The organism is Rhodothermales bacterium (genome assembly GCA_041391505.1).
Classification (GTDB): Bacteria; Bacteroidota; Rhodothermia; order Rhodothermales; family JAHQVL01; genus JAWKNW01.
Window position 1 is genome coordinate 262,436 of the sequence record JAWKNW010000001.1, and the last position, 21,631, is coordinate 284,066.

General features: G+C 63.4%; 17 protein-coding genes. 8 read left to right on the forward strand and 9 right to left on the reverse strand.

The genetic code is table 11. The annotated features are described in order from the left end of the window. The first annotated feature begins 17 nt into the window (after nucleotides 1-17). Nucleotides 18-2,033 (forward strand): right-handed parallel beta-helix repeat-containing protein, encoded by a 2,016-nt coding sequence (locus R2834_01065; GenBank protein MEZ4698891.1) that lies wholly within the window; start codon nucleotides 18-20, stop codon nucleotides 2,031-2,033. A 5-nt stretch (nucleotides 2,034-2,038) separates the two neighbouring features. Here the strand turns inward: R2834_01065 and R2834_01070 are convergent, their stop codons facing one another. Beyond that, nucleotides 2,039-3,202 carry an acyl-CoA dehydrogenase family protein gene (locus R2834_01070; protein ID MEZ4698892.1) on the reverse strand — a complete coding sequence of 388 codons (1,164 nt, stop codon included), beginning with the start codon at nucleotides 3,200-3,202 and terminating at the stop codon, nucleotides 2,039-2,041. A 218-nt stretch (nucleotides 3,203-3,420) separates the two neighbouring features. Here R2834_01070 and R2834_01075 point away from each other — a divergent pair, with 218 nt between their 5' ends. Genes R2834_01075 through R2834_01095 form a run of 5 tightly spaced genes read left to right on the forward strand, consistent with a single transcriptional unit; the run spans nucleotide 3,421 to nucleotide 8,568 of the window. Next, nucleotides 3,421-4,740, forward strand: coding sequence for a sugar ABC transporter substrate-binding protein (locus R2834_01075; protein ID MEZ4698893.1), 1,320 nt, complete (start codon nucleotides 3,421-3,423; stop codon nucleotides 4,738-4,740). A gap of 16 nt (nucleotides 4,741-4,756) precedes the next feature. After that, nucleotides 4,757-5,659, forward strand: coding sequence for a sugar ABC transporter permease (locus tag R2834_01080; protein ID MEZ4698894.1), 903 nt, complete (start codon nucleotides 4,757-4,759; stop codon nucleotides 5,657-5,659). 2 nt (nucleotides 5,660-5,661) lie between these two features. Continuing rightward, complete coding sequence (locus R2834_01085) at nucleotides 5,662-6,480, forward strand: carbohydrate ABC transporter permease (GenBank protein ID MEZ4698895.1); 819 nt, start codon at nucleotides 5,662-5,664, stop codon at nucleotides 6,478-6,480. Between the two features lie 60 nt (nucleotides 6,481-6,540). After that, a complete protein-coding gene (locus R2834_01090) occupies nucleotides 6,541-7,557 on the forward strand; it encodes a zinc-dependent alcohol dehydrogenase family protein (GenBank protein ID MEZ4698896.1) in 1,017 nt (338 codons plus the stop codon). Between the two features lie 33 nt (nucleotides 7,558-7,590). Beyond that, complete coding sequence (locus tag R2834_01095; protein ID MEZ4698897.1) at nucleotides 7,591-8,568, forward strand: alcohol dehydrogenase catalytic domain-containing protein; 978 nt, start codon at nucleotides 7,591-7,593, stop codon at nucleotides 8,566-8,568. A gap of 7 nt (nucleotides 8,569-8,575) precedes the next feature. On the opposite strand, the gene R2834_01100 is transcribed toward R2834_01095, so the two are convergent. The 6 genes from R2834_01100 to pgsA form a co-directional block, all read right to left on the reverse strand. Beyond that, nucleotides 8,576-10,702, reverse strand: coding sequence for a 3-hydroxyacyl-CoA dehydrogenase NAD-binding domain-containing protein (locus R2834_01100; GenBank protein ID MEZ4698898.1), 2,127 nt, complete (start codon nucleotides 10,700-10,702; stop codon nucleotides 8,576-8,578). A gap of 4 nt (nucleotides 10,703-10,706) precedes the next feature. Beyond that, entirely contained in the window at nucleotides 10,707-11,993 is a 1,287-nt protein-coding gene (locus R2834_01105) for an acetyl-CoA C-acyltransferase (protein MEZ4698899.1), read from the reverse strand. Nucleotides 11,994-12,168: 175 nt separating this feature from the next. Further along, entirely contained in the window at nucleotides 12,169-13,230 is a 1,062-nt protein-coding gene (gene recA, locus R2834_01110) for a recombinase RecA (GenBank protein MEZ4698900.1), read from the reverse strand. Between the two features lie 540 nt (nucleotides 13,231-13,770). Further along, on the reverse strand, nucleotides 13,771-15,018 hold the full coding sequence (locus R2834_01115) for a competence/damage-inducible protein A (protein MEZ4698901.1): 1,248 nt from the start codon (nucleotides 15,016-15,018) through the stop codon (nucleotides 13,771-13,773). Between the two features lie 49 nt (nucleotides 15,019-15,067). Continuing rightward, the gene (gene pyrE, locus R2834_01120) at nucleotides 15,068-15,715 is read right to left on the reverse strand and encodes an orotate phosphoribosyltransferase (protein MEZ4698902.1); all 648 of its coding nucleotides are present in this window, start codon (nucleotides 15,713-15,715) and stop codon (nucleotides 15,068-15,070) included. Beyond that, nucleotides 15,715-16,290 (reverse strand): CDP-diacylglycerol--glycerol-3-phosphate 3-phosphatidyltransferase, encoded by a 576-nt coding sequence (gene pgsA, locus R2834_01125; GenBank protein MEZ4698903.1) that lies wholly within the window; start codon nucleotides 16,288-16,290, stop codon nucleotides 15,715-15,717. The genes pyrE and pgsA overlap by 1 nt, the downstream gene beginning before the upstream one ends. A 394-nt stretch (nucleotides 16,291-16,684) precedes the next feature. Between pgsA and dnaK the strand changes: the two genes are divergently transcribed. Further along, a complete protein-coding gene (gene dnaK, locus R2834_01130) occupies nucleotides 16,685-18,598 on the forward strand; it encodes a molecular chaperone DnaK (GenBank protein ID MEZ4698904.1) in 1,914 nt (637 codons plus the stop codon). A gap of 138 nt (nucleotides 18,599-18,736) precedes the next feature. After that, nucleotides 18,737-19,711: a hypothetical protein gene (locus tag R2834_01135; protein ID MEZ4698905.1), complete on the forward strand. Its 975-nt coding sequence runs from the start codon at nucleotides 18,737-18,739 to the stop codon at nucleotides 19,709-19,711. 38 nt (nucleotides 19,712-19,749) lie between these two features. Here the strand turns inward: R2834_01135 and R2834_01140 are convergent, their stop codons facing one another. Together R2834_01140 and R2834_01145 are read right to left on the reverse strand one after the other, a co-directional pair. Further along, nucleotides 19,750-21,018, reverse strand: a complete 1,269-nt coding sequence (locus R2834_01140) for a hypothetical protein (protein MEZ4698906.1) — start codon at nucleotides 21,016-21,018, stop codon at nucleotides 19,750-19,752. Between the two features lie 40 nt (nucleotides 21,019-21,058). Next, nucleotides 21,059-21,616 (reverse strand): hypothetical protein, encoded by a 558-nt coding sequence (locus R2834_01145; protein MEZ4698907.1) that lies wholly within the window; start codon nucleotides 21,614-21,616, stop codon nucleotides 21,059-21,061. Between the last annotated feature and the right edge of the window lie 15 nt (nucleotides 21,617-21,631).

Sequence of the window (21,631 nt, forward strand, 5' to 3'; positions counted from 1 at the left end):
CCTTGCAATAACAGCTTATGAGACTACCCTTCTGGCTCCTCGTGACGTCGATCCTGCTCGTCAACACGGCCGACGTCGACGCCCAATCCTGCGTGCTGCCGCGCAACTGCGGAGCGGGCGCCGTGTGCGTGGCCGGCGGCGTATGCCGGCCTGTGCGGGAAGCCCTCGGCCAGGATGGAGACCGCCTGTTCTGGGTGGATGGCGCGGCCGGCGACGACCGATCCGCCGGCACCGAGGCGGCCCCCTGGGCCACGATCGGCCGCAGCATGCAGCCGGGCGTCCTCCGGCCGGGCGACGCCGTGATCGTCCGCGAAGGCCGCTACCACGAGGCCATCGTTCCGCCGGCTGGAGGGCTCCCGGGCCGCCCCATCCGCCTCCTCGCCTTCCCCGGCGACAGCGTCATCGTTTCGGGCGCGATGCCGCTGAACGGGTCCTGGCTGCGCGAGGGCGGCGACTGGGTCCTGCCCTGGCCGTTTCCTCCGCTATGGACCCGCCGGGTCCACGACGGCGTGCCGCAGGACGACGACGCGCGCCGGCGCGATGTCATCATCCTCAACGGCCAGATGCTCAAACCGGTCTACCGCCGCGAAGACCTCTACGAATCCGCCTTCTACCTCGAGGGCTCGCCCGACGCGCCGTCGCGACTCTTCGTGCGTCTGCCCGCCAGCATCGACGCGAACCGGCAACGCTGGGAAACGAGCCGGCTCCCCCACCTCTTCCGGACGTCCGACAACGAAACGAGCTGCCTGAGCGGCACGCAGCGAAGCTACTTCCACCTGATCGGACTCACCTTCGAGCACGTGGCCAACGAAGGCCAGCAGGGAGCGGTTTGCATTGGCGGCGAGGGCTCGCTGCTGGAGGACGTGACGGTGCGCTGGACCAATGGCGCCGGCTTCCTGATATCCGGAGCCGGCCAGACCGTGCGCGGCGCGGCGGCCTGGTATAACGGGATGACCGGCATCCGGGGGGAACGGTGCGACCGGTGTCTGCTGGAGCACAGCCTGTCCCGGCGCAACAACTGGAAAGGGTATGCCCCGTTCTGGGAGTCCGGTGGCGGAAAATGGCTCTACACGACGCGCTCGGTATTTAGATACCTCGAGTTCTCGGAGAACGAGGGGCCCGGTCTCTGGCTCGATGCCTACAACACCGGCAACACGGTGGAATCCAGTCGATTCCACGGCAACTACGGCGTCAACCTCTTTATCGAACTCCAGAGCAACGACAACGTGGTGCGCAACAACGTGATGACCGGGGCGCGCTATGCGCGGCCTTCCTTCTTCGGGTACGGACTCCTCATTCATGCGAGCGACCGCAACCTGGTGCTGCACAACACGATGATGGCGAACGAAGGGGGCGGCATGCGCATTCGCGCAGACAGCCGCGGCGCGGCGGTCGAGAATCGATACGACAACAACCTCTTCATCGCCAACCTCAGGTTCCAGGGGCTGACGGGGCGCGATCTCGCTTTCGAAAACCACCGGACGCTCGAAGCCGCCCGATCCAATCAGGGCGACGGCAATGTGTTCTGGCGCCGGCGGTACGCCACGAGTTCGTACCAGACCTTCTACCTGCGCCTGCTCAACGCCTCGGGAAGCGACATCCTGAGCACCTCCGATCTCGCCGCCTGGCAGCTGCGTCTTCAAACCGACCTCCACTCCTGGTCGTTGTCGCCCGACGCCGCACACGGACTGGACACGACCGATACGCTGGCGGGCTGGCGGATGCGCGAGGCCTCGATCCTCCGTGGCACAGCACACCCCCTCGCCCGGGTGGAGACCGACATCGACGGCGAGGCGCGGCCGGCGGACGGGGCCGACCCGGGCGCCGACCAGTACGGAGGCCCGGGCCCCCGCTTGATCGCCCCGGGCGACGCCTCGGCCGATGGCCGGCTCACCGCGTACGACGCCTCGCTCATCCTTCGGAGTCTGCGGGGCATCGCCACGGGCCCGGGCGCGTACGATGCGACGGGAGACGGCCGCGTGGATGCCGGCGATGTCGTCTATCTTCTCAAACGCATTGCCGCCGGCCACTGAACCGCTCAGCGCAGGCCGCTGACATGCCGCGCGATGACCAGCCGCTGGATCTCGCTCGTGCCTTCATAGATCTCCGTGATCTTGGCGTCCCGGAAATACCGTTCGAGCGGCAGTTCCTTGCTGTATCCGATGCCGCCGTGAATCTGGATGGCCTGGGTCGTCACCCACATCGCCGTTTCGCTCGCGTATAGCTTCGCCATGCTGGCTTCGAGGGTGTACCGACCGCCGTGGCGGAGCGCGTGCATCTTCGCGAGCGCGGCCTGATAGATCAGCAGCCGGCTCGCCTCGATGCGGACCTTCATGTCCGCCATCTTCTGCTGGATCATCTCGAACTGGCCGATCTTCTGGCCAAAGGCCTCCCGCTCGCCGGCGTACGCGACGGCCGCCTCGAACGCCGCCTCGGCGATGCCCAGCGCCTGGGCCGCGATGCCGATACGACCGGTGTCCAGAACCTGCATCGCGATCTTGAAGCCTTCGCCTTCCTGACCGATCCGGTTTTCGACGGGGCATTCGTAGTTATCGAAGTGAATTTCGCTCGTCACACTGGCGCGAATGCCCATTTTGTGTTCCGGCTTGCCCCGATGAAAACCCGCCCGGTCGGTGTCGATGATGAACGCCGTAATGCCCTTGTACCCCTTGTCGGGGTCCGTCATCGTAAACAACAGAATCGTATCCGCCACGGGTCCCGAGCTGACCCACGACTTGTTTCCGTTGATTACGTAGTGGGTGCCCGCGGCATTCAGGACCGCCCGGCTCCGCATCTGGCTGGCATCGCTGCCGCTGGACGGCTCGGTGAGGCTGTAGGCGCCGATGCGTTCACCGCTAGCGACCGGTTTCAGGTATTTCTGCTTCTGCTCCTCCGTGCCGGCCTGCAGCAGGGTGTGGCCAAACAGGGAGTTGTTGACCGACATGATGGTGCCGTGGCTGGCGTCGGCCTTGCTGATTTCGGTCAGCGCGAGCACATAGGCCAGCGTATCCATGCCGGCGCCGCCATAGGCTTCCGGGATTTCGATCCCCATGAATCCATACCGCCCCAGTTCCTTGATCGTCTCCATGGGAAACGTGGCCGTCTCGTCATGATGGGCCGCGATCGGAGCGATGGCTTGCTCGGCAAACTCACGCGCGGTTTGCTGGATGAGCCGATGATCCTCGGTGATGAAGTCGAACATACAAACTGCCTCCGGCCGTCTTGCCAAACGATTAACAGTGTTAACCTAGTATACAATCGAAAAGCCTGTATGACCATTATCGAACGCGTGAAGATCAGGAAAAGCGCTTTTGTTTCGTGAGGGCGCCGCGGGTGGCGTCGCCGGACGGCGCGGCAAATTGACTTGACCCATGGGGCGCGCTATACTCACCCCATCCGTCTCCGCTTCCCTGCATCCCTATGCCAGCGTCACGTTCCTTCGGCCTCGCCGGCCTGGTCCTCCTCGCGCTCCTCACCCTCGCCGGCTGCGCCGACACCCCCTCGCTGACGATTGCGACGGTCAATAACGCCGACATGATCATCATGCAGCGCCTGTCGCCGGCGTTCGAGGAGGCGACCGGCATACGCATCAACTGGGTCGTGCTCGAAGAAAACATACTCCGCCAGCGCGTGACCACGGACATCGCCACGGGAGGCGGGCAGTTCGACATCGTCACCATCGGATCCTACGAGACACCCCTCTGGGCGCGACAGGGCTGGCTGACGCCGCTCAACGATCTCGGCGAATCCTACGCGTACGAGGATCTCCTGCCTTCCGTACGGCAAAGCCTGTCCCTCGGCGACTCCCTCTTTGCCGTCCCCTTTTACGCCGAAAGCTCGTTCACCTACTACCGCACGGACCTGTTCGCGCAGGCCGGCATCGCGATGCCCGACGCGCCGACCTACGAGCAGATCGCATCCTACGCACAACGGCTTCATGACCCGGCGAACAGCCAGTACGGGATTTGCCTTCGCGGGAAACCGGGCTGGGGCGAAAACATGGCGTACTTCAACACCGTGCTGAATACGTTTGGCGGCCGCTGGTTCGACATGAACTGGATGCCGCAACTGACGTCCCCCGAATGGCATACGGCTCTGCAGTTCTACGTCGACCTGTTGACCCGATACGGCCCTCCCGGCGCTGCATCGAATGGCCACAACGAAAACAGGGCGCTCTTCGCCTCCGGCAACTGCGCGATGTGGATCGACGCGACGGCCGCCGCCGGCCACCTGTACAACCCGAGCGACAGCAAGGTGTACGACAAGATCGGCTTCACCCGTGCGCCCGTTGCGGTAACGGAAAACGGTTCGAGCTGGGTGTGGGTCTGGGCGCTCGCCATTCCCGCCACGAGCCGGCATGCGGACGCCGCCCGGCAATTCGTCGCCTGGGCGACGTCGGCCGCGTACATCCGCATGGTCGGCGAAAAAGAGGGGTGGACGGTGGCTCCCCCGGGTACACGCCGTTCGACCTACGCCAATCCGGACTACCGGGCGGCCGCTCCCTTTGCATCGTTCACGGAAGCGGCCATCCTGTCGGTGGATCCTGCCCACCCCACACGCGACCCGGTGCCGTATACCGGCATTCAATATGTCGCCATCCCCGAGTTCCAGGGGCTGGGCACGGAGATCGGCCAGATCGTCGCCGGCGCCCTGGCAGGACGCCAGAGCGTCGACGAGGCGCTGGAGCGCGCGCAGGCCGTCGCCGTCCGCACCATGCAGGACGCCGGCTACCTGCGCTAGCGGAAACGAGCCGACGATGGATGCACGCGCTCAACGGGACGGAACGGACGATGCACGGTCGACACGCCGTATCGGTCGACTCCTGCTTGCGCCGGCTACCGGGGCGCTCGCCGTGTGGATGCTGGTCCCGCTCGCGATGACGCTCTGGTTCTCGTTCCAGCGCTACAACCTCCTGAACCCGCAATCCCGCGGCCCCGCCGGCTGGTCCAACTACGCCGCCCTCCTCGGCGAAGCGACGCTGTGGACCGCCCTCCTCAATACGATCGCCCTTGTGGGCGGCGTCCTGGTGCTTTCGGTGATCGGGGGGCTCGTGGTTGCCGCGATTTTCGACGAGCCTTTTCCAGGCCGGCGCGCGGCCCGGCTCCTGGTCATCGCGCCGTTTTTCGTTATGCCCACGGTGAGCGCGCTCGTCTGGAAGAATCTGCTGCTGCACCCGGTCAACGGACTTCTCGCCGCCGCATTGCATGGCTTCGGGCTGCCGGCAATCGATGCGTTTACGGACTGGCCCATGAGCTCCATCGTGCTCATCGTGGCCTGGCAATGGACCCCGTTCGCGGCGCTGATCTTCATGACCTCCATGCAGTCGATCGATCCCTCGATCGGCGAAGCGGCCGCCCTCGACGGGGCCGGCTGGCATACCCGGTTCTTCCATCTCGTGCTGCCGCATCTGGGGCGCGCGATCGGCGTCGTGGTTATGATCGAGTCCATTTTTCTCCTGTCCACGTTCGCGGAGATCCTCGTCACCACCAGCGGCGGGCCCGGGCTGGCGACCACCAATCTGGCCTACCTCATCTACCTCAAGGCGCTGCTGCAGTACGACGTTGGCTACGCCTCCGCCGGCGGCGTCATCGCGATCCTCCTGGCCAACGCCGTCGCGGTCTTTTTCATGCGCACCGTTTCCCGATCCCTGGCAGCCTGACGATGCAATCCACTCCCCGCACCCGAACCCTCCTGGCGGTCCTGGGCTGGACGCTGGCCGGCCTGTTCTTCCTGCCCATAGGTTGGATGATGATCGCGAGTTTCAAGACGGAGGTCGATGCCATCGGCGCGCCGACCCTCCTGTTTGCGCCCACGCTGGAGAACTATGCGGCCGTCCATCAGCGCGCCAACTACCTGCTTTCGGCCACGAACAGCCTGTCGCTCTCGCTGGGAGGGACGCTCCTTGGCCTGGTTCTGGCGGTGCCGGCCGCGTACAGCCTGGCGTTTCTGCGCACCAAGCGGGCGCAGTCCATACTCGTCTGGATGTTATCCACCAAAATGTTGCCGTCCGCCGGCGTGCTGGTGCCGATGTACCTGATCTTCACGCGCGCCCGGCTGCTCGACACCCACCTCGGGATGATCGTCCTCTATGCGCTCCTGAATGCGCCGGTGTTGATCTGGCTGCTCTACAGCTTTTTCCGGGAAATCCCGGGCGAGATATTGGATGCGAGCCGCATCGACGGCGCTTCGGCCTTCGATGAATTGCGGCATATCCTGATGCCGCTCACCCTGCCCGGGATCGTCTCAGCGGCGCTGCTCTCCGTCATCCTCTGCTGGAACGAAGCCTTCTGGAGCCTCAACCTGACGACCACCCGCGCGGCGCCGCTCACGGTGTTCATTGCGTCGTTCTCGGCGCCGGAAGGTCTCTTCTGGGCCAAGCTGTCCGCCGCCTCCACGATGGCCATCGCGCCGATCCTGCTCCTCGGCTGGCTCAGCCAGAAACACCTCGTGCGCGGGCTCACCTTCGGCGCCGTGAAGTAGAACCTCCCTATCCCCCGTCAGCACGCTGCCCGGCAGCATCAACGCATCCCCGCATTCGCCTTGGAAGCCATCGTTTTTCCCGCCGCCTTCGAAAGCAGGTTCTCGCATGTGGATGACCCCGTCTGCGGTCCCGACGAAGTCATGATCTCCATCGAGGCGTCGGGCATCTGCGGCACCGACCTGCACATTTACCGTAACGAGTATCTGTCCGGATTCCCCTTGATTCCTGGACATGAATTCGGGGGCATCGTCGAGGCGGTGGGGTCTGCGGTACAGACCGGTATCCGTGCCGGGGACCGCGTGGCCGTCGACCCGAACCTGTACTGCGGATACTGCGATTTTTGCCGGAAAGAGCAGTCGAATCATTGCGCCAACTGGCAGGGCATCGGCATCACGCGCGCCGGCGGTTTCGCGCAGCGCGCGGCCGTGCCGGCACGTGCGTGTTACGCCGTCCCCTCGTCGTTCACCGCCCGACAACTCGCTTTTATCGAACCGCTCGCGTGCGTCTGCTACGGGATGTCGCGCCTGCCGGTACGCCCCGCCGACCGCATCCTGCTCTTCGGCGGTGGGCCGATCGGCCTGCTGCTCGTACAGGCCCTGCGCCACGCCGGCGCAAGCCAGATCACGGTCGTGGATAAGCAGCCTGACCGCCTCAGGCTGGCGGAGCAGCTGGGTGCCACCTCGGTCCGCCCCGCCGGCAGCGGGTTGGATACGGCACTGCGGCAACTCGCGCCCGGCGGATTCGATATCGTGGTGGATGCGACCGGCGTGCCGGCCGTCATCGAGCGCGGCTTCGCCTACCTGCGCCCCCGGGGACGGTACCTCATGTTCGGCGTGGCCCCGAAGGACGCCTCGATCCGGGTGACGCCCTTCGACATCTTCAAGAACGACTGGCAGATCATCGGCAGTTTCGCCCTCTGCTACACGTTCCAGCAGGCCATCGCCTGGCTGGAGACCGGCGTCATCGATGTCGAGCCGCTCGTGAGCCATACCGCCCCGCTGCGCGACTTCCCTTCGCTATTCGACGCGTTCAGCCGAGGAGAAACGATGAAGGTGCATCTCCTCCCCAATGCCTGACGTAGCGTGCTCGAACGACAACCGACTCCCATCATGATCCGCGCCCTCATCCCCGAACCGCATCGCATCCAGCTGGTCAAGCAAGACATCCCCAGGCCGGCAGCCGGCGAAGCCCTGCTTCGCATCCGCGCGGTGGGCATCTGCGGTTCCGACCTCCACACGTTCGAAGGAAAACATCCGTACGTAACCTACCCGGTGTGGCCCGGCCACGAAGTCTGCGGCGAAGTCGTCGATGTCGGCCGGCACACCCCGGGCACGTTATTGGGTCGAAAAGTCGTCATCGAGCCTTCCCTGCCGGCAGGCAGGATGCCTCGGTTCGAGCCGGGTCGCTACAACATCGCGTCCGACCTCAAGGTCATGGGCTTTCAGGCGCCCGGCGCCATGGCGGAGTACTTCACCTTGCCGGTCGATCGCCTCCATCCCGTTCCCGACACCTTTTCCGATGCCATGGCCGCCTGTGTCGAACCCGCCTCGGTGGCGGTCCACGGCGTACGGCGCGCGGGGAACGTGGCCGGCCTGGACATCGGCGTCGTGGGCGGCGGCACGATCGGCATGCTGACCGCGATGGTGGCCACGGCGTACGGCGCCGGCAGCGTTCGCCTGATCGAACCCGACGCGGAGCGGCGCACCCTGGCGGCTTCCATGGGGTTGAGCGCCATCGAAGCCGCCGAGATGCATGCGTTCGATGTCGTGTTCGAATGCGTCGGACTCGAAGCAGCGCTCCGCGCCTCGCTCCTCGCCTGCCGAAAAGGGGCGCGACTCGTGGTGCTGGGGGTATTCGGGGCCGAAGCGTCCGTGCCGTTCGGGTTTGTCCAGGATTGGGAGTTGGACGTCAAGGGGTCGTTGATGTACACGGGAGACGATTTTCGCGAAGCGATTCGTCTGCTCGAAAACGGCCGCTTCGTCATCGAGCGCCTGGTGACGCATCGATTCCCGCTGGCGCAGGTCGATCTGGCCTTCGATACGGCGCTCAAGCGCAGCGGCGTATTGAAAGTGCTGCTGGAAGTGTGACGCCGGCCTACGTCGGATAAAACCGAGCGCCCTGCGCTGCCATGTCGCGCAGGCGAGGGACCGGCTCGAATCGCCGGCCATACGTTTGCTGCAACTCCTCCATGCGGCTGACGACGGCGGCCGCGCCGGCCGCATCGATGTAGCGGAAGGGTCCGCCGGTGAACGGCGGAAAACCGATCCCCATCACGGCGCCCAGATCGCCGTCGACGGCTTTCTCGATGACGCCCTCCGCCAGACAGCGCACCGCTTCGTTCAGCATGAGCATCAGCGGCCGATCCTGCAGCACATCGACTGCCCACGTCGCATCGCCCTTCCCCTTGAAAAATGTGTACGCCGTCGGGTCGACGCCGCGTCGCCTGCTCTTTCGCTTGTCGTAGCGATAGAAGCCGCTTCCGTTCTTCTTGCCCAGACGCCCCGCCTCATGCATCGCGACGACCGCGCGGCTGACGACGAACCCCGGACGGTGGGCGAACAGTGTTTCGCTGCTCTGGACAACATGGGACGCGATGTCGAGCCCGACTTCGTCAAAGAGCCGTAACGGCCCCACCGGAAACCCTTTTTGCTGCAACGCCCGATCGATCGCATCGATGCCGGCGCCCTCATCCAGAAGCAGCAGCGCCTCGTTCATGTACGGCGCGAGGATCCGGTTGACGTAAAACCCCGGGCTATCCTTCACCACGATACACGTCTTCCCCTGCCGGATGCCAACCGCATACCCGGTAGCCAGGACCCAGTCCGCCGTATACGCGGTGCGGACGATCTCCAGCAGCGGCATCCGCGTCACAGGCGAAAAATAATGCATCCCGATCACGCATTCGGGCCGGTCGGTGGCCTCGGCCATCTCGGTGATGGAGAGCGACGACGTGTTGGACGCCAGGATCATGTCGTTGCGCGCTTTCGCCAGGATGTCGGCGATCACGATTTGCTTCACGTCCATGCGCTCGACCACCGCCTCGATGGCGAGGTCAACCTGATCGAACCCTTCGTAGGACAACTGGCCACGCAGCCGGCCCAGGGTCTCCTCCGCCTCGATCGGCGTCAGGGCATGGTAGCGCACCTTCTTCTCCAGTTCCCGCCACATGGCGCTCCGGGCGTTCGCGAGCACATCCTCACGGATGTCCTTCAGCACCACCTCCATATCCTGCATCAGACTCACTTCGGCAATGCCCGCTCCCATGAAGCCGGCGCCGACCACCGCCAGCGTCTGAACGGGGCGCACTAGATCCGGATGGGGCGTTTTTTTGTTTTCGGTCACCGCGAAGAACAACCCGCGCATCGCGCGGCTCTCGGGTGATAGCAACAGCGGCTCGAATAGCTCCAGCTCGCGTTCGTAGCCCGCATCCACGCCCCTTTTGTACCCGGTTTCGACACAGTCGAGGATCGCCGGCACGGCGGGATAGTTGCCGCGTGATTCGCGCAGGGCGCGCTTGCGGGCCTGACTGAAAAGGATGGACCGGCCGAGCGGATTGTCTTCCAGGAGCCGATCCATGAGCGAACGCCGCGGCGAACGGGGCGCATCGCCGGCGGCCAGCCGGGTCGCATACACGGTGGCGGCATGGTGCAGTTTGTGCCGATCCACCAGATCGTCCACCAGCCCCATTTTTCTGGCCTGATGGGCGTAGACATTCCGCCCCGTCAGCATCATGTCGAGCGCGCGCTGTATCCCGACCTGCCGCGGCAGCCGCTGCGTGCCGCCGCCGCCCGGGAAAAGACCGAGCCTGACTTCCGGCAGCGCCAGGCGGGTGGTTGGATGGTTCGAGGCGATGCGGCCCCGGCAGGCCAGCGCCAGTTCGGTGCCCAGGCCCATGCACGCGCCGTGAATCGCCGCGACACAGGGCTTCGCGCTGCGCTCCAGGCGAAGCAGCGCGCGGTGTCCCAGCGCCTGTATCGGCCGAAACGCCCCGGGTTGCTCGATGGCGAACGCCTTGATGTCCGCCCCTGCGATGAAGTTGTCCTTGCGACTGATCAGTACGATGGCCTTCACGGCGTCGTCCGCCTCGATGCGGTCGAATACAGTCGCCAGCACCTCGATCACCGCCGGCGAAATGATGTTCTGCGGCTCCAGACGGTGGTCGATCCAGAGGGTGGCGACGCCGTCGGCCTGTTCGATGGTGAGTACGTCTTCGATGTGCATGGCGTCAGGCCCCGTAGCGTTTAATCACCATGGCATGGCCCTGCGCGCCGGCGGCGCAGGCGGCGAGCAGGCCGACGGTGCCGCCCTCATGGCGCAGTCGATTCGCCGTCGTGGTCATGAGCCGTGCCCCCGTGGCCCCGAACGGATGGCCGATGGATAACGAGCCCCCCCACTGGTTGAACCGATCCATATCGATCCGGCCGACCGCCCGATCTCGACCGAGATGGCGGCGCGCAAAGTCATCCGACGCGAGGGCTTCGAGGTTCGCCAGGATCTGGCCGGCAAACGCTTCATGAAACTCGATGACGTTGAAGTCCGACAGCGTCATGCCCACGCGGTCCAGCAACCGGGAGACGGCGTACGTCGGCCCAAGCAGCAAGGCGTCGGTCAGATCCTGACCGGTAAACGTAAAATCGATCACCTCGGCGAGCGGCTCGAAACCGAGTTCGCGCGCCGCGTCTTCGCTCATGAGCAACACGGCGGCGGCGCCATCCGTCAGGAATGAGGAATTGGCCGCCGTCAGGGTACCGTAACGCCGGTCGAACACGGGTTTCAGGCGCGCCACCTGTTCGATGCTCGTGTCCGCGCGGATGCCGTTGTCGCTGTCGATCGATGCGAAGGCCGGCGGCAGGGCGACGGGCACGATCTCGTGGGCGAGGTGGCCGGCCTCCCGGGCGCCCGCCGCCAGGTGGTGCGAGCGGACGGCGTATGCATCCTGCGCCTCGCGCGTGATGCCGAAACGGGCGGCCATGATGTCACAGTCCTCCCCCATGACGCGCCCCGTACTATACTCCGCCACCCTGGGCCGTTCCGGCATGAAGTCGGCCGGCCTGAGGGAAAACAGAAACCGGGCGTAGTCTACGATCCCGTTCAGCTTCTGGGCGCGAAAGAGCTTGTTGCGCATCGCCTTGCGAAACGAGATCGGCGTGTCGGATGCGTTGTCGACGCCGCCGGCGATGACGACGTCCGAGCGGCCGGTCGCGATTTCCAGACAGGCGTCGGCGATGGCGCGATTGGCGGATATGCAGGCTTGCGTCACCGTGTGACACGGCGTGCGTGCCGGCACGCCGGCGGCAATCGAGGCCTCGCGCGCCACGTTGGGTGTCTGGATGTTCGAGATGACGTTGCCGAAGACGACCTGCTCTATGCGCTCGGCCGCGAGCCCGGTCCGATCCAGCAGCCCTTTGATGGCGAACTGTCCCAGCCGGTAGGACATTACATCCAGGTAGGCCGTGCCGGCGCGCAGGAACGGCGTTCGGCATCCATCGACGAGTACGACCTTTCGCGGCATCGTGGGGATTCAGGTGTGGGTTCGAAAGGAACCCATAATACTGTTGCGCCGGCCGCAAGCGCAAAAGAGGCGTGCCTGCGACACGTCATTCCCGATCGATCCTAAAAAAAGAAAGCCCTCCCCCGCAACGCGGAAGAGGGCCTGATGCTCACGGAGCCAGGCGTTGAGCCCAGAATTAATCGTCGTAGGAATCGTCCTCTCCATTCGAGGATGCACCGCCTTTGGGCTTGTTGCCTTCCGCATCCACCCCCATCGCATCCTTGACGCGTTTCTTGATTTCTTCCTGCACGGCGGCGGATTCGCGCAGCCAGTTTTTCGTGGCCTCGCGCCCCTGGCCGATCTTCTGATCGCCGTAGGCATACCAGGCGCCACTTTTCTGGATGATCTCGAAGCTGACCGCGAGGTCGATCAGTTCGCCGATGGCCGAGATGCCTTCGCCGTAGATGATATCGAATTCCGCCTCACGGAACGGCGGCGCCACCTTGTTCTTCACCACCTTGACGCGGGTTCGGTTGCCGACCACTTCCGTCCCCTCCTTGATGGCGCCGATGCGGCGGATGTCCATCCGGACGGAGGCGTAAAACTTCAGCGCCCGGCCACCGGTCGTCGTTTCCGGATTGCCGAACATCACCCCGATCTTCTCACGGATCTGGTTGATGAAGATCAGCACCGTCTTCGTGCGGTTGATGGTGCCGGTGAGTTTACGCATGGCCTGGCTCATGAGCCGGGCCTGGAGGCCCATGCTGCTGTCGCCCATGTCGCCTTCGAGTTCAGACTGCGGGACGAGCGCCGCGACCGAGTCGATCACCACCACGTCAAGCGCGCCGCTGCGCACGAGCATGTCGCAGATGTTGAGCGCCTGCTCGCCGGCATCGGGTTGCGAAACCAGCAGGTTATCAACGTCCACCCCCAGCTTCTTCGCGTAGGTGGCGTCGAACGCATGCTCGGCGTCGATGAAGGCGCAGGCCCCGCCGGCCTTCTGCGCTTCGGCCAGGATGTGCGTCGCAAGCGTCGTTTTACCCGACGATTCCGGGCCGTAGATTTCGATGATGCGCCCGCGAGGCACGCCCCAAACGCCCAGGGCGGCATCCAGCGCGAGCGAGCCCGTCGAAATCGACTCCACGGCCACGATCGGCGCATCGCCCAGGCGCATGATCGCCCCCTTGCCGAACTGTTTCTCGATCTGCTTGACGGCCAGGTCCAGCGCTTTCTGCTTCGGTGATTCGGTTGCTGCCATGAGTATGTGTGTTTTGGGGTAAATGGGCTGTGTTCAGGTTGTCGATACCCAGGATACACCGCGCGAGTGTCATCTGTGTGTCATAGCCCTGAAGCCCGCGTCAGACCTTTTTTCGAATGGTCCCATCGCGTGACCCTTCGCGCCGCCTTCGCCCGGCAACCGGGCGCCTGCCGTCGCCGGCCTGCGGCATTGCGGGGGGCATACTAACATAAATCGCACATATTTACAAGCGGGTGGTGTTTTTTCATATAGACACCGCCCCGCCCCCCGGCATACCTTCCCGCGCGAACTTTTTTGCGAGGGATGCGGGATGCAAGATGCGGGATGCAAGATGCGGGATGCAGGATGCAGGATCAACGACCCGGTTTTCCGAAAATCCGGCATCCAACATCCTCCATCCAAATTCCCGCATCCCGCATCCCCCATCCTGCATCCTGCATCCAACATCCCCCATCCAACATCCCCCATCCAACATCCTGCATCCAACATCCTCCATCCGAATTCCCGCATCCAAATTCCCGCCTCCCCCATCCCCCACCCTTACAGCAGCTTTTTCCTCAGCATGTCCAGCACGGTCGTGCTGGCGTATTGCTTGTTCGAGAGGCGGTCGCGGTGGGATTCGATGAGCCGCGCTTCCGCGCTGAGGGCGTCCGCGTAGCCGACCCAGATGGTCCCGACCGGCTTCTCGGGCGTGCCGCCGCCGGGGCCCATGATACCGGTGGACGACAGGCCGATGTCGGCGCCCAGGAGGCTTCGCACGCCCTGCGCCATCTGGATCGCCACCTGCTCGCTCACGGCTCCCTCGGCGCGCAGTACCTCGTCGGACACCCCCAGCACCGTGCTCTTTACGCTGTTGCAGTACGCGACGACCCCCCCGCGAAAATAATCGGAGGCCCCGCTCACGTTGGTGATCCGGTCGCCGATGAGCCCGCCGGTGCAGCTCTCCGCGGTTGCCACGGTGAGGCCCTTTTCGCGCAGCAGCCGGCCGATCGCCTGCTCCAGCACCTCTTCGTCCACCCCCACCACATGGTGCCCCAGCCGCTCGCGGACGCGCACCGCAAACTCTTCTACCTGGCGCAGCGCCTCCGCCGCCTCGTCCGCGAACGCCGTGATGCGCAGCCGCACACTCCCGAGGTCGGGCAGAAACGCAAGACGCTGGCGCGGGCCGAGGCCCGTCACGATCTCGCCCAGTCGTTCCGCCAGATGCGACTCCCCGATCCCCACGGTGTGGATCGTGAGATGTTTGAAATTCCGGAGCCGGCCGGTCCGGGTCAGCCGGGGCAGCAGGTGATCCGCGGTGAGCCGTTTCATCTCCCGGGGGACGCCCGGGCACACGAACAGCAGGCCCTCCTTGCCGCGCGCGACGCCGTCGTACCACAGTCCGGGCGCCGTCCCCACCGGATTGTGGAGCACTTCGCATCCTGCCGGCACCAGCGCCTGCGCGCGGTTGCTTTCCGGCATGGTGCGCTTGAACCGATCGAAAATGCCCTGGATGTGTTCGAGGATTTCTGGATGAAAGACGAGATCGCCGCCCAGAAAAGCCGCGATCGCCTCACGGGTCACGTCGTCGTGGGTGGGCCCGAGTCCGCCCGTGATGACGACCACGTCCGCCTCCGCCCAGGCCCGCGCGATGGCCGCCTCGATGGCCGGCTGCTCGTCCGGCACCGTGATGGTCTGGGCAACCGTCACGCCGTAGAGGGTGAGCTGTTCGCCAAGCCAGGATACATTGGTATTAACGACCTGACCGATCAGGAGCTCGTCGCCGACCGTGATGATGTGTGCGTGCATAAGGGGAAGAAAAAACGTCCAGATCCAAACATTCAGCCGCGGTTCGGCCTCAATGCGCGGCGCTCCACGCCTTGGGGTCGCGTCGCCAGGTATCCAGCACCGACTTGGAGGCGGCGGGAATGCGCCCTTCCTCGGCGGCTACATCCATGAGCGCCGCGAACGTCGTCAGGGTGTGGGCCGGGATGCCGGCCTCGGCAAACAGCGTTTTCGCCTCGGGAAATCCATAGGAGAAGATGCCCAGCACCGCCAGCACCCGGGCGCCGGCCTCGCGGAGCGCCTGTACGGCAGCCATCGACGAGCCCCCGGTGGAGATCAGGTCCTCGATGACGACCACGGCCCGTCCGGGCTCGAGCAGGCCCTCGATCTGGTTCTGCCGGCCATGCTCCTTGGGCTTCGACCGGACGTACACCATCGGCACACCGAGTGTATCGGCCAGCCAGGCGGCATGCGGGATGCCGGCCGTGGCGGTGCCGGCGATCACCTCGGGGGCCAGACCGTGTTCGGCGATGAGATCGCGGAATCCTTCGGCGATCTGCCGGCGGATCGCGGGATAGGCCATCGTGAGGCGGTTGTCGCAATAGATCGGCGACCGAAGACCCGAGGCCCAGGTGAACGGCGCATCGGGCGAGAGCGCAACGGCGCCGATGGAGAGGAGCGCGCCGGCGATTTTTCGCTCGCGCAACGATTGATCGGACATCACGTCGTGCCTACTTCTCGGTTCATGGCGTACACGATTCCGGTCCACACCGTAAAGGCCACGGTGAACAGCAGACAGGCGTACGGTATCCAGCTGCCCAGCAGCCAGTCCGCAAACTCGCCCACGGCCCCTTTCACCTTGGTCATCGTCATGAGCAGCAGGGTGGCGATCAGGAAGGTGAGCTGGACCGTCGTTTTCGCCTTGGCCATCGGCAGCGTCCGGAGGCTGCGGCCTCGGGATTCATGCCATGCCCGCAGCCCGGTGACCATGGCATCGCGCGCCGCAATGAGCGCCACCGCCCACCAGGGGACGATATGGGGGATCAGCAGGGCCAGCGCGGCGAAAGTCCCGAGCACCAGCACCTTGTCCGCGAAGGGGTCGAGAAACTGCCCCAGCCGGGAGCGCACCGCGTAGGACCGGGCGAGCTTCCCATCGTAGTAATCCGAGATCGCCGCGATGACGAAGACGAGGAGCGCCCCCAACCGGCCGGCGAAAGACTCGGAAAAAAGTAAGACGAGCACCACGGGCGTGAGGACGATCCGGGCGATCGTTATGGCGTTGGGAACGTTCTTCATGTACACCGGACTACTGCTCATAGCGAGAATATAAGATACCCACGCCAGGGTTGCCGCCACGCGCTTCGTTTAAAATCCATCGGTCCCGGTAAAACGAGCCCCGGCCGGCCGGCCCCGCAACGGCTCGGGACCTGTCGGCCGAGCCGGATGCGGGCCGCGCGCCTGTCAGCCGGCGTCCGCCAGAGCGTCGCAGTAAGCCCTATTTTTCCGGCGTTTTCGGGTGGGTCCTGACAGAGTGGCGCACTTTTTACAATGGCATCTTTCTTGAGGAATGCCGCTGCGTACAGCAACTCCGAAGACAGGTTGCATGAAATGTTGACGCTGAGGGCCGGCGCGAAGCCACGCGCAGTACCCGTCAGACGTATCGTTCATCGATAGAAAAGAAACGGATACAATGGGTAAGACAATTGGAATCGATCTCGGCACGACGAACTCGGTGGTTGCCGTCATGGAAGGGGGTGAACCGGTCGTCATCACCAATGCCGAGGGTGCGCGCACGACGCCTTCCGTCGTAGCGTTCAAGACAGACGGAGAGCGGCTCGTGGGCGCGCCGGCCAAGCGGCAGGCCATCACCAATCCCAAGAATACCCTCTTCTCCATCAAGCGCTTCATGGGCCGCCAGTTCGATGAAGTGAGCGAGGAAATGAAGACCGTCCCGTACCAGGTCGTCAAGGGCGACGGCGGCACGGCACGTGTCGACGTGAACGAGCGCGTTTATACGCCGCAGGAGATCTCGGCGATGGTCCTGCAGAAGCTGAAGCAGACCGCCGAAGACTACCTCGGCGAGAGCGTCACGGAAGCCGTCATCACGGTGCCGGCCTACTTCAACGACGCGCAGCGCAAGGCCACGAAGGAAGCCGGCGAAATCGCCGGCCTGAACGTCCGCCGTATCATCAACGAGCCGACGGCCGCCGCACTGGCGTACGGGCTCGACAAGAAGGATACCGACCGCATCATCGCCGTGTACGACCTCGGCGGCGGCACGTACGACATCTCGATCCTCGAACTGGGCGACGGCGTCTTCGAAGTGAAGTCGACCAACGGCGACACGCACCTCGGCGGCGACGACTTCGACCAGCGCCTGATCGACTATATCGCCGACGAGTTCAAGAAGAGCGAAGGCATCGACCTCCGGAAGGACCCCATGGCGCTGCAGCGCCTCAAGGAGGCGGCTGAAAAGGCCAAGATCGAACTCTCGAGCGGCGCACAGACGGCGATCAACCTGCCGTTTATCACCGCCACGCAGGACGGTCCGAAGCACCTGAACATGGAGCTCTCGCGCGCCAAGTTCGAGCAGCTGGTGGACGACCTGGTCGACCGGACGATCCCGCCGATGGAAAAGGCGCTCAAGGACGCCGGCCTCTCGAAGAGCGAAATCGACGAAGTCATCCTCGTCGGCGGCTCGACGCGTATTCCGCTCGTGCAGCAGACGGTCGAGAAGTTCTTCGGCAAGAAGCCGAACCGGTCGGTGAACCCGGACGAAGTCGTGGCCCTCGGCGCGGCCGTCCAGGGCGGCGTGCTCTCCGGCGACGTGAGCGATGTGCTCCTGCTCGACGTCACCCCGCTGAACCTGGGCATCGAAACCCTCGGCGGCGTGATGACGGTGCTCATCCCGGCCAACACGACGATCCCGACCCGCAAGAGCGAAGTGTTCTCGACGGCGTCGGACAGCCAGCCGAGCGTGGAAATCCACGTGCTCCAGGGCGACCGCGAGATGGCGGAAGGCAACCGGACTATCGGCCGCTTCCACCTCGACGGCATCCCGCCGGCGCCGCGCGGCATCCCGCAGATTCAGGTCAGCTTCGACATCGACGCCGACGGCATCCTGAGCGTGTCCGCCAAGGACCAGTCGACCGGCAAGGAGCAGACCATCCGCATCGAAGCCTCGAGCGGCCTCTCGAAGGATGAAATCGAGAAGATGCGCACGGACGCCCGCTCGCACGCCAACGAGGACAAGAAGCGCCGCGAGAACGTCGAAAAGACCAACTCGGCCAACGCGCTGGTCTACACGACCGAAAAGAACCTCAAGGACTACGGCGACAAGATCTCGTCCGACAAGCGGGCCAAGATCGACGCCGCGCTCGAGCGCCTGAAACAGGCAACCGCCAACGGCACGGACGTGGCCGAAATCGACTCCGCCCTCGCGCAGTTGAACGACGCCTGGGCCGCCGCCGGCGAAGACTTGCACAAGGCGAGCCAGGAAGCCGCCTCGGCGGAGGGCGCGCCGGCCAGCGATGCCGGCGAACCCGGCGAAGAGGTGAAGGATGTCGACTACGAAGTGGTCGACGAAGAGGACGACAAGAAATAAGTCGCCCGCGCTTCTATCTGCATAACCCGACGGTCCTTGTGGACCGTCGGGTTTTTTATTGCCCGTCCGCAACACGCGCGCCGGCTGCCCGCGTACAGATACGCGCCTCGAATTTGCCACCTTCCCGCACGCGCCACGATGCTCCGTCGTACGCTTTTGATTCTTGCCGGCCTGCTCGTACTGCTTGCCACAGCGGCCATCGGCTTGCTCGCTCCCTACGCGCTGCGCACCGAACTTTTCGAGCCGGACCCTTCCGCGGGCTACCACGCCGCATTTTTCCTGTACGTTTCGCCAGAAGCCCGGAGCAAGGCAGACCACGGTGAGCCTCTCGTCCTGCTTGTACAACCCAACAATTCCGGTATTACGTCGGACGACCCGGCCGTCCACCGCAGGGACGCCTGGTGGATGGGGCTGGAGCGCAAACGGATCGCCGATGAACTCGGCGTCGCGCTGCTGGTGCCGGCGTTCATCCGCCCCGCCACCGACTGGCAGATCTACACGCACGCGATCGATCGAGACGCGCTCACCACTGATCGCGAAGACCTGAAACGCCTCGATCTCCAGCTTATCGCCATGATCGATCGGGCGCGTGCGTACCTGAAGGACGCCGGATACGACAGCGCCGAGCGTGTCCTGATCCAGGGGTTCTCGGCGAGCGGGATGTTCGCGAACCGGTTCACGGCCCTGCACCCCGATCGGGTGATGGCGGCCGCCGCCGGATCACCCGGCGGCTGGCCTCTCGCGCCGGTAGCAACGTGGCAAGGAGAACCGCTGAACTACCCCGCCGGCGTGGCCGACATCGGGAAACTTGTCGGCGCGCCGTTCGATTCCACAGGCTTCGCCGCCGTACCCCAGTTGCTGTACATGGGAGGCGAGGATGACAACGATTCCGTCGATTTCCGGGACGGCTGGGATGAAGACGCCGCCATGCAGCTGGATCGCCTTTTCGGCAACACCCCGCTATCCCGCTGGCCGCACAGCGAGGTGCTGTATCACCAGGCCGGCGCAGATGTGCGTTTCGTGCTCGTAGAAGGTGTAGGTCACGACCGGAAGGCGACGGAAGATCTGGGGTTGATGTTTTTTTCTGACGTATTGCGTCAACCCAGACCCTGACAAATCATCTATACTCAGGCTGATAATACCGAAGCCCTCTATTTCGACGAACGCCTGCCAAGCCGATCTTTTTCAACCCACCCTTTTTGTCCCTCAAAACATACTTGTGAGTAACGGGACTTGGTTTTCAGGAGAACGACCTGCGCACCTGGTTCAAGCGTAAGACGTGCTGGCATGTCCTTGCGTGGTGAAGCATATACGCCAGTCGAAGGATGAATTACCACCATGCCCTCAGTGCTTCTGCTATCCGTCTCGGAGCACGATTCCAGTTCCTCGGCTTCTTGCTCGCGTTCCATAGTGGCAACATCATTCTTCCATTCCGATTCCATTTCGTCCTGGGCTGCTGGAGGCCGTCCCAGGTAATCGTCAATGTCCCGGATCAAGTACTTGAGCGCCATGTTTGGATCGAGTGTTTTGTATTCCTTTCGATAGAGAATACCTCGATACGGTGCATCCGGTGACAGCGGACGCGGTTCGAACACATCCGCATAAAAGCATCGCGGCGTATTCTCGCACTTTGTGACCGAATACGCGAGTCCACGATGCTCCTGGTCCAGTTCAGGCAACGCTTCATCCTTTTTGATTGCCCAGGATTCATCCGCATCGAAACGCCGTGCTCCTGAGGCATTCACACCAAACATTCCCCCGATCAAAGTTCGGGTTGCAGACGCATAAAACTCCGCCTCATCCTGCGCGATATAAAAATACTTGCTTTCGGCCGCATTGGCACTGCCGGCTCCTTCCCACACAACTTCACCCATTTCAGCATCTATGATCTGGCCAAACACCCGAATACTCTTCTTACCATAACTATTTAGCTGATTCTTACCCGTCCAGGCATTTTTTTCGATGGCATAATTTTTCCCTTCGACTAACCTATCCGTTGTCAATCGCACAAAGTATCGTTTACCGGTCGCTTCGAACAACTCGTCCAGAAAACGCGAGTCAAGTAAACCGGCATCGTCTAGATTTCGACTGAAACTGAGGTACGCATCTGCAATGCCATTGTCCGCAATCACACGGCCAACGCGTTTACTATCCATAAAATCTATTTCAGGCAACACGAAATAGAGCATGCTGTCGCCGGCGGCGGCGATTACGGCACGGCTGACCCGTTCAGCACCCGACACGGGCAGCAATGCGATTCCAGATTCCGCAAGTATATTAGCGTCGAAGCTACGATCGACATACTGTGTATCTACCGTCTGAACCAATGTCGCCGCACAACCTTGAATGATTACACTAATGAGTAGATATAGTGACAGGCTAAAAGGGGTATTTGTACTCCATCGTGTGCCTACAGACATGCTATTACCTCCTGGGAAATACCTAAGGATTCGAATAAAATCAGAACAAACCGCTCACACCAATACCGAAATTCGTAAACTGCTCACCCTCGATTCGACGGACAGAATAATTAAGGTGTAGGAGCACACGCGTCTCTGGCGAAACCGGAAAGCCATAGCCACCACCGACAAGGATGCCAAGCCCCCAATCCGACTCCAGGTTTGATGTCAAAACTGAGCTGTCCACTACAATGCGCGATGGACCGATATCACTCCTGAGAAAGAAGCCATCCCCTACCCGGGCTTGAAGAAATCGCATGATACTGAAGCCAAACGTGTAGGCATTTATCTGAACATGCTCACCTCCAGCCGCATATCGGTCACCCCAGCCGTTGATCGTCCCCCCCAATATCATTTGCTCATCCAAGGGCCAGTAGAAACCGAGAAGATCGAGCATTATGGATGCGTTGTCGAGCTGTGCTGTACCGGTTATCGGTGAAGGGTACTCGATGAACGGGTAGCCAATTCCCCAGTTTGTGTACCAATTCTCCATCCGGTTGCGTACCTGGGCATCGCTCTTAGCTGGAAGACATGTAGAGAGCAGAAAGGTAGCCAGCATTGCGAGGAAGTAAGA